This window comes from Coxiella endosymbiont of Ornithodoros maritimus, from assembly GCF_907164965.1.
Taxonomy (GTDB): domain Bacteria; phylum Pseudomonadota; class Gammaproteobacteria; order Coxiellales; family Coxiellaceae; genus Coxiella.
The window spans coordinates 1-8545 of sequence record NZ_CAJRAM010000083.1 but is presented as its reverse complement, the minus strand read 5'-3'; the positions used below and the strand labels follow the sequence as shown (position 1 = coordinate 8545).

Here is an 8545-nt window from a genome sequence, read left to right as displayed (position 1 = left end):
CTGAACGCTATTTATATCATGATGGAAACTCACAATCCCCGTGGCTTCGGCCGTCTCAAAGCCTTCGATTCTTTGTCTGTCGGTAGGCAGCCTACGCACGAAGATGACGGGCTTTTTTTAACTACTTGACAAGTCGCAGCTGCTTATTCGTTGTTGACTGTTAGGTCTAATAAAATGAAATTTGTTACAGCCAATTGGAAGCACCTGCGCGGAATGATGGCAACTAATGGACGACATGCCTAGATTGCCTCTTAATAAAGTGGTTAAGGATCAAGTAAAGGGGTAGTAGCATCTTCATTTTTCTCTTTTCTCTTCATTGTTATCCGAAAGATGTTGTGCATTATTACGAACTAAACGATAAGGAGCATTGGCGTTCCATAACACAGTAATTAAACATTGATAATAAAGATATCAATAGCCTTAAAAATAGCGCCCGCAGCTCCATAAGAGCAGTATATAAGACCAATAAAAATAGCAGAAGCTAATCGTGCTACTGTTCAAATAGCAAAGGTTAGCGTAGATTCGCCCTCATCATCCGTTCTCTCGGCGGGAGTGTAAAAACTAAGGCGCGGAAACCAACGACGGTGTTGTACTAGAATCTCTTGGGTTTGTTACGGACGAAGCTACTTCGCGGAGTGATAAATAATAATTGGGCGCTGCACCCAATAATGGGACGCATCCGAGTAATATCCTTCCTAACATAAGGATATTGATCTTATCGTAGATAATAAATCTCCTAAAGCGGCAGAAATTGCGCGCATCATAGATGATTGAATAAAGAGAGAAAACAGCTATTGATAATGCGCATTAATCCCATAAGTTATGCCAGGCAGCCAAATTCGCAAGATCACTGCGGTGCAACTTTGTGACTCTGACACCAGTGATCTACGACGAAGAATATAAATAAAACTGTTGTATTCAATGAATACATTCGTTACTAAATACTCTGCCATTGAAACACCTATAGTGGGCAGAATTGCTGGGTTGAAGAGTGCGCTCAAAGAAGGGGAAAGCGCGCGAGCTAGAGAGCCATATTGGGCGGCAACAGGAAAAACCGGAGCCGGCCATTCGCTTTTTAGGAGATTAACGATTGCTGAGAATGCCCGTTGTAATCGGGCTGGATCATTTTGTTTTATAAATTGGCGAATTTCACAGCCCAAACTAGTTGCTTGATTAGCTGAATTATTGAGAATCAAAAATCGAGTAGAGTCTGAATCGTGGGGTAATTCCACACCAACTAAATAAGCCAGTGAGATTATTTCCTGTAATACCGTAAGGCCTCAGCTCGTTGTTATCTCAGTATCGATTGCGGACTATCTTTTATAAACGCGAGGCGTCAGGTCAGGGTGGATAATTATTACCGGATCTTGCAGGGGTTGATTGCTTATGGGACAGAGTATTTCTAACGCACAATCAGTTATGATTTGCCATACCTCGTGAGACATTTTAATTTTCTCCCAAGAAGGTAAAAAGGGAATCAGCGAATGATAATGAAATTCACTAAACTTAAACTGGACGGATCGTTTTTCTTCTAAGTTGCGAGAGGTTACGTAATACTTCCAGGATTAAAAATTAAAATCATCCTAGCAGAAGGAAGTTAAGGAAATATTAGTTCTGTTGAAGCTTCGATCTCACCATATAGCAAAACCTATTTAAGGCGTTTGTATTAAAACCCTTTTTATAGCGGGGCTCAGGGAACAGTAGGAAAACTGAGAGGAATTTTGTTGTGAAATTTTTGGTTGCCGTAAGTCTGCTGGTAGCAGCTTTGTTTATTTTATTCCCCAGCGACACTCGTTCGCGAAAAACACCCACTTAAGATGAAATAAGACGCACGCTTCAAACGTCACCCGGCGGGAAAAAGCGTTGCGAAGCGAATTAAATGATTTACAAGTGGAATTACATCAGGTTAAAATCCGCAAGCATCCGGAACAGAAAAAATCGACCACAAATACACTCGCACGCCTATGGGCATTAGAAGAAGACGTCGACTTAGGCCATGAACCGTACAATTACTTTGGAGCATTGCGTTTTGCCATGGGATTACCCTAAGAACTTCACCTTTGTTGGGACTCAAAAGCGCCTTTAATACTTCGGGTTTATTATATGAATATCCAAGCATGAATGAAGATCTGCTTTTTTTATTGCAACGACAATACTTTAAAGGTCATTTATTGGAGGTCGGCGATACGTAACCGGGCCATTGTTGTTTTAAGTGGGGCTTTAGAAGGACAAATTATTCATCGCCGTGATTTTGATCATCGAAGCTGGGGAGATGTTAACCTCACCACGGATGAACTCGATATAATGCCGATGTTGAGTACTTGGGCAAATGGTTTAATTGTATTGGATTATGATGACTCGCCGTCAGCCGCCGGCAGTCGCGTGACAAATGCCCGCATTTATTTAAGTCGTGGTTTTTTGACCATCGGAAATTTATCCGGGTCTTCTCTCTAGTTCACTCTGGGTCAAATGTATGTTCCGTTTGGGGAATACGGCAGCACGATGTTGACTACGCCGCTCACTAAATCGTTGGCGAGAATCGAAGCCTGTGCCGCGCTGTATTAGGCTACTACCACCAGAGGGTTTACACCTCTGTGTATGGCTTCTCTTTAAGGGGTCCAAAACTTCCGGCTCTGACCATGTTTTCAGACAAGGGGAATTAATTCAGGATACCAAAGCAGAGGTTTTGATATAGGAGCGGGGTATGGTTACGAATGTTGCTAATTCAGAAGGGATACAAGATAACGATATTTCTCTTTTTGTAACCACCTTTCTTCCCGGAAATATTCGACGAGGCGTGCTGACTCAGTTTGGCGGATTCGGCGAAACGCCAAACGGAAATAATTTACAACATTCCGTTCCTGTGCTGAACGGTCATATGGAATTTTCTCACAGCCCTTTTGGGGGTCTGCTCGAATTATGGCCGTTCGTTTATTTGCGTTGCAAGATGTAGCTTTCAATGGGGGGCGCTCGCCTTCGATTTACCAAAAAACAGTTATTCTTTTGTGATCAGCACCTCAATTTGGAAAAATACAATGGCGGGGATCGAATTTCGTCACGACGTTAATTGTGGCAGAACCGCGCTTGCCAGTACCACAGGCTCCGGCCTGCCTGTACCTCCGGTTAATATCGGGGGCAACTTCAGTTTGATGCTTATTTTTAAGTGCTTAAATGAGCTAAAAGTACCTGTAATATTGATATGAGGGATAGCAAAATTACAGGTGCTCTATAAACTACCGACACCGCCATATTGGAAGTATTTTAAACAAATGATAATCAAAGCATCGCAAACCAATTAAACACTTATCGGATCGAAGGTATGACCTCTATTGAAATTACCCCTTAATAAACAGCGAGAGATGAAAAGTTTTTCTCAGTAAATATAAACAAGCGAAAAGTTTTATTTTATCGCCCCTGTTCAAGAATCTTATAACCTTGAAATAACCTATTTATCATTTCATGGGATTGGATAAGTTGAGAAGCGTTTTATTGGGATATTCACACAAGTCATTAATTAAGCATTCAGAACATTTAGGTCGTCGTGCTATGCAAATATAGCGGCCGTGTAAAACTAGCCAGTGGTGAGTATCCGCTAAATATTTTTTCGGAACTACTTCCATTAATTTCTTTTCAACAGCCAGTGGCGTTTTTCCTCGTGCCAAACCGGTGCGGTTAGCCACACGAAAAATGTGCGTATCCACGGCGATAGCGTGTTTGCCAAATGCCGTGTTTAAAATCACGTTTGCCGTTTTGCGGCCAACGCCGGGTAAAGCTTCCAGTTCCTTACGCGTTTGGGGTACTTTGGAGTGATAGTTTTCAATTAATATTTTGCACGTTTTAATAATATTTTTAGCTTTCGTATTATAAAGTCCAATCGATTTAATGTATTTTTTTAATCCACTTTCACCCAGTGCTAACATCTTGGCCGGAGTATTAGCGACGCGATATAAATCTTTAGTGGCCTTATTAACGCTGATGTCGGTGGCTTGTGCCGATAGGATTACCGAAATTAATAATTCAAATCTAGAGTGATAAATTAATTCGGAGACCGGTTTATGATTGCGTGCTTTAAAACGACGAAAAATTTCTTTACGTTCGGTTTGATCCATTAGAATTTCCCTTTTTTACTCGGACGCGTTCGATCGAAGCACGGATGGCAGTTTTTCGCGCATCCAACGTTTGTTTGGGTGTATTGATTAATTTAGCTTCTTGGTGCTTGCGACGTTGCTCGGCTTTATGGCGGGAAAGTCTTTTTTGTTTTTCTTCATAACGAGAACGCCATTGTTGCGCCTTTTGTTTTTTTTCGTGAGGGGTGGGCGGCGTAATGATTTTAATATCGATGCAGTTCACCGGACAAGGTGGGAGGCATAGTTCACAGCCGGTGCAAGCGTCGGTGATCACCGTGTGCATTAATTTAGAAGCGCCAATAATTGCATCGGTAGGACACGCTTGGATACATTTCGTGCAGCCAATACATTCATCTTCGCGAATGAAAGCAACACTGGCCGGTTTAGTTCTTTCTTCCAACGCAGCGATAGAAGGGGTGGGATCTTGGTGAAGGGCATCGGCTAATTTTAAAAGTGTCTCAACACCGCCGGGTAGACACCGGTCGATAGGAGCTTCGTTGTTAGCCATTGCTGCGGCATAAGGGCGGCAAGCGGCGTATTCACACAAGCCACATTGGGTCTGTGCTAAGATGGCATCGATATCATCAATTAATTTTTCTTTCTCACTCATAGGTCAATCGAGTAGCGGTTTCAGGTAATAATCGTTGCATTAAAGGTTCAAAAGGATTAATCGAATGATCGAGCAATGGCGTTTTTAAATTTGCAAAATTTAATTCATTGCAATTTAAAAATTGTTCGACTCTTTTTGCCGTGACTGGTAAGATGGGTTTTAAATAGGTCGTTAAAATTTTAAATAAATTAAGCCCTTGAGTGCATACGGCTTGTACTTGAGCTTCTTGATTAATTTCTTTAGCGAGCGCCCAGGGCTTTTTCGCGTCGATATATTGATTGGCTCGGTCCGCCAGCGACATAATAACACGAACCGCTTTACTGTAATTGAGGGACTCATAATGATCTGTAATTGTTTGTTCAGCGTGTAAGAAGGATTCGTATAAATCAGCTTTTGGCAATTCGCTCGCTAATTTTCCGCCAAATTTTTTCGCAATAAAGCCAGCGCACCGGCTGGCGAGATTGACGTATTTTCCGATTAGATCGGCATTAACCCGTTGAATAAAGTCATCCAAATTTAAGTCGATATCTTCAACTTGAACGCTTAATTTGACGGCATAATAATACCGTAAATATTCAGGACTTAAATAATCCAAGTAATGGTGCGCTGTAATAAAAGTTCCACGGGATTTTGACATTTTCTGGCCGTTTACTGTGAGATAACCATGGACATAAATGGCTGTTGGTAAGCGAAAACCAGCGCCGGAAAGCATTGCCGGCCAAAAAAGTGCATGGAAATACACGATATCTTTTCCAACAAAATGATAGAGCTCAGTTTGACTTCCTTCTTTCCAATAAGTATCGAAATTCACAGAGGGGCGCTGTTTGGAGAGGTTTTTTAAACTGGCCATATAGCCGATGGGCGCATCCAGCCAAACGTAAAAATATTTATTAGCCGCATTGGGAATTTCAAAACCGAAGTAGGGCGCATCCCGAGAAATATCCCATAACTTTAAATCCTCAGAGAACCATTCTTTGAGTTTATTAGCGACTTGAGGTTGCAAGTGTCCCGCATCGATCCATTTTTTTAATAATTGAGTATAGCAGTTTAAGGAAAAGAAAAAATGTTCCGAATTTTTTTCAATGGGCTTTGCGCCGGATAAAGCAGAAACAGGGTCGATTAATTCAGTTGGGCTATAGGTGGCACCGCAAACTTCACAGACATCGCCATATTGATCTTTGGCGCCACACCGCGGACACGTACCGCGAATGAAGCGATCAGGCAGAAAAATTTCTTTTACGGGATCATAGGCTTGGGAGATAGTCTTCGCAAAAATATCGCCTTTATCTTTAAGGCGGGTGTAGATTAATTCGGCTAATTCACGGTTTTCGGGGGAATGGGTCGTGTAAAAGTTGTCGTATTCAATTAAGAATCCTCTCAAATCTCGAGCGTGCTCCTTATGCATTTTAGCCACCAGCGCTTTTGGGGGGAGCCCTTGTTTTTCTGCGGTGATCATAATGGCTGTGCCATGAGCATCTTCACCGCAAATGAAAAGGCAATCGTTTCCCTTCAACCGCTGAAATCGGACCCAAATATCCGCCTGGATGTGTTCAACCATGTGCCCCAAATGAATAGGCCCATTGGCGTAAGGCAAAGCGGCAGTCACCAGAATTTGTCTTTTCTCTGTCGTCATGTAGCAGACACTATACCTAGTTTGAGCCGAATTTTCATCATTTTGGGAGGGTCTGAAGGCCTATCTGTTCTTTAATGCGTTACACCCAATTTTAATTCAGTTTTAATCGGGTTCATCCAATAGAATAAAATAGTATTTGTATTCAAGAAAAAACATCGGGAGGTTCTCTGAAAAAAAATGATACTATAATTATAGTTTATAGTTTGGAATAGCGTGAAAGGTGGGAAAATGCCGAATTTTATCAAGGTTATTGAATCGCTTTGTCATAACAATATCGCTCCAGGCTTGACTGCTGAAGAAGTCGCGGTTCGAATGCTGAAGATTATTAGGAACAGCGGCTGATGGGAAGTTGATTTGGAGAAGTTTCACTCGGCTCGAGAATTTCAACCGCTCATAAATGCATTTACTTCCCATATTAATCGTATTAAAAAAGAAGATCCGGTCAGATTTGTGGCATTTATCTTACTGGATGTGCTTGCTTTTATTAGATACTCTTCCGGTGAGGTCGCCGCTGAGAGTATTAATAAACCGGTGCGGAAGAATGTCAGGCGTTTAATAATAAAGATGAATCGTCTGGAAAGGAGTTAGCGAAATTAAGAGAAATACTCGAGGTTAAAAAAGCTGTCGAATTAAAAGAGAAACAAGAGATAGTGCAAAGACTTAAAGAGTTACAGCTTCATGACGTTTTTATTCAAGTAATACAGACGTAACCAAAAATTCCCTGTAGCCGGTTTGATAAAGAATTAAAGAATATAAAACACCTACTAAAAACCCCGAACAGTATAATCAGGATCTGGTTGTAATCGTACAGTGTATTTGTAAACTCTATCCGTCTTTTGATGCATGCCTGTAGGGTAATTTTAATGAAGCTTTGGCGTGTGTCTATTAAACTACCCCTTTCTCTCCTCTCGCATTTTAACGTTATATCAAGCTGGAATAGTGCACAATGATAATTATTTTGAAATATTGAATCAAATAGAAAAAATGACAGATGAACGATTTCAATTGTTGAAAACGAAGTTATTCATTCCAGACATGCTAACTCAATTTGATAGAATCCATAATTTAACCGCTTTCAATGCCGCTATTCGCAACGAAGATAAACTGCTTGAAGAAAAAAAGCAGGAAGTCGATAGCGAAATTGATACATCCTTTCAGGAGATCTCTGATAATTCCCGATCCCCTATTAACCCAAAAGAAGTGAATTTATTAACTGACCTTTTTCGCTGGTGTATCATTTAAAAATTAGGGGATTACAGCCATCTATATAGATAAAGCTATATTTTAGATGGCAGCGGCGAAAAACTGCGATTATACAATATTTCTCCAAAGCGAACGATAGTCTCTATAGAAAGAAAGCGGATGAATACAAGATATCGATATTTGCGCGTCTTAGCATTTAGGAGCAAAAGAAAGGGGTCATTGGCTACTGGTTACTGACGTTACACCCTGTCTGCCTGTTGTTATTTACAACTCTGAATCAAAAAAACATTGGGTATACCACGTACAGCCGGCATCGCTTAGCGATGCTTCTATTCATCCGTTAGGATACCTTCGAGGATTTACTCCTTTTACTGCCTTGGAAAAGGATGAAAGAAGCAATAACGTATTATTGAAGGAAGAGGATTATCCTTTGCAAATTGCGATTATCAATTGTGATATAGAGCATAGAAATTTTTCATCGATTGATAAAAAACTTGGTGAGCTCAGTATTTCTTTTACTGATATTCAATACATTTTATGTGAGTTTAAAAAGATATTCCTGGAATAATCGAGTACAACGTTGGCTATCAACCGTCCACACAGCAATACGCTATTTATCGTCCAGGTGAAAGAAAATTTCTAGTACCGGCGACTTTAATTTCGCAAGGAAAAAGGATAGAGAAGGAAGAAGAGTCTAAAACAAGAAATAGCCGCTCAACGTTTAGCTTATTTTCAACAAGGGTAGAGGAAGAGAAAGAAGACCTAATCGGTTGTCAGGGATTTGAGTTTGATTAAAAGAGTTAGCTTTGGAATCGGGATACTCCGTACACGAAGGAAAGCGATGAATTTATCTTCTGGGCAGGCGGAATTAATGGAAAGGTTTGTTTTAATTGAAGCAAATTGATTATGGGGGTTGAGAAGCAATTGATTATAGGGGTTGAGAAGCAAATTGATTATAGGGGTTGAGAAGCA

Annotated in this window: 4 protein-coding genes and 3 pseudogenes; 3 read left to right on the top strand and 4 right to left on the bottom strand. The window is 40.8% G+C overall.

Annotated features, from left to right (window positions below; translation table 11 throughout):
* Positions 1-263 precede the first annotated feature (263 nt).
* Positions 264-1547 (bottom strand): annotated as a pseudogene (locus tag OWO34_RS07635) (hypothetical protein); the annotation flags it as partial.
* A gap of 179 nt (positions 1548-1726) precedes the next feature.
* Here OWO34_RS07635 and OWO34_RS07630 point away from each other — a divergent pair.
* Together OWO34_RS07630 and OWO34_RS09920 are read left to right on the top strand one after the other, a co-directional pair.
* Positions 1727-3203: pseudogene (locus tag OWO34_RS07630) on the top strand (LbtU family siderophore porin).
* A gap of 107 nt (positions 3204-3310) precedes the next feature.
* Positions 3311-3478: pseudogene (locus tag OWO34_RS09920) on the top strand (ATP-binding protein); the annotation flags it as partial.
* On the opposite strand, the gene nth reads toward OWO34_RS09920, so the two are convergent.
* From nth to metG, 3 genes are read right to left on the bottom strand one after another with little or no spacing between them, the layout of a single operon-like run.
* The gene (gene nth, locus OWO34_RS07625) at positions 3453-4109 is read right to left on the bottom strand and encodes an endonuclease III (protein WP_267257096.1); all 657 of its coding nucleotides are present in this window, start codon (positions 4107-4109) and stop codon (positions 3453-3455) included. The pseudogene OWO34_RS09920 and the gene nth overlap by 26 nt on opposite strands.
* Positions 4090-4737, bottom strand: a complete 648-nt coding sequence (locus OWO34_RS07620) for an RnfABCDGE type electron transport complex subunit B (protein ID WP_267257095.1) — start codon at positions 4735-4737, stop codon at positions 4090-4092. The genes nth and OWO34_RS07620 overlap by 20 nt, the downstream gene beginning before the upstream one ends.
* A complete protein-coding gene (gene metG / locus OWO34_RS07615; RefSeq protein WP_267257094.1) occupies positions 4730-6370 on the bottom strand; it encodes a methionine--tRNA ligase in 1641 nt (546 codons plus the stop codon). The genes OWO34_RS07620 and metG overlap by 8 nt, the downstream gene beginning before the upstream one ends.
* Before the next feature lie 939 nt (positions 6371-7309).
* Here metG and OWO34_RS07610 point away from each other — a divergent pair.
* Complete coding sequence (locus OWO34_RS07610; protein ID WP_267257093.1) at positions 7310-7612, top strand: hypothetical protein; 303 nt, start codon at positions 7310-7312, stop codon at positions 7610-7612.
* Positions 7613-8545 lie beyond the last annotated feature (933 nt).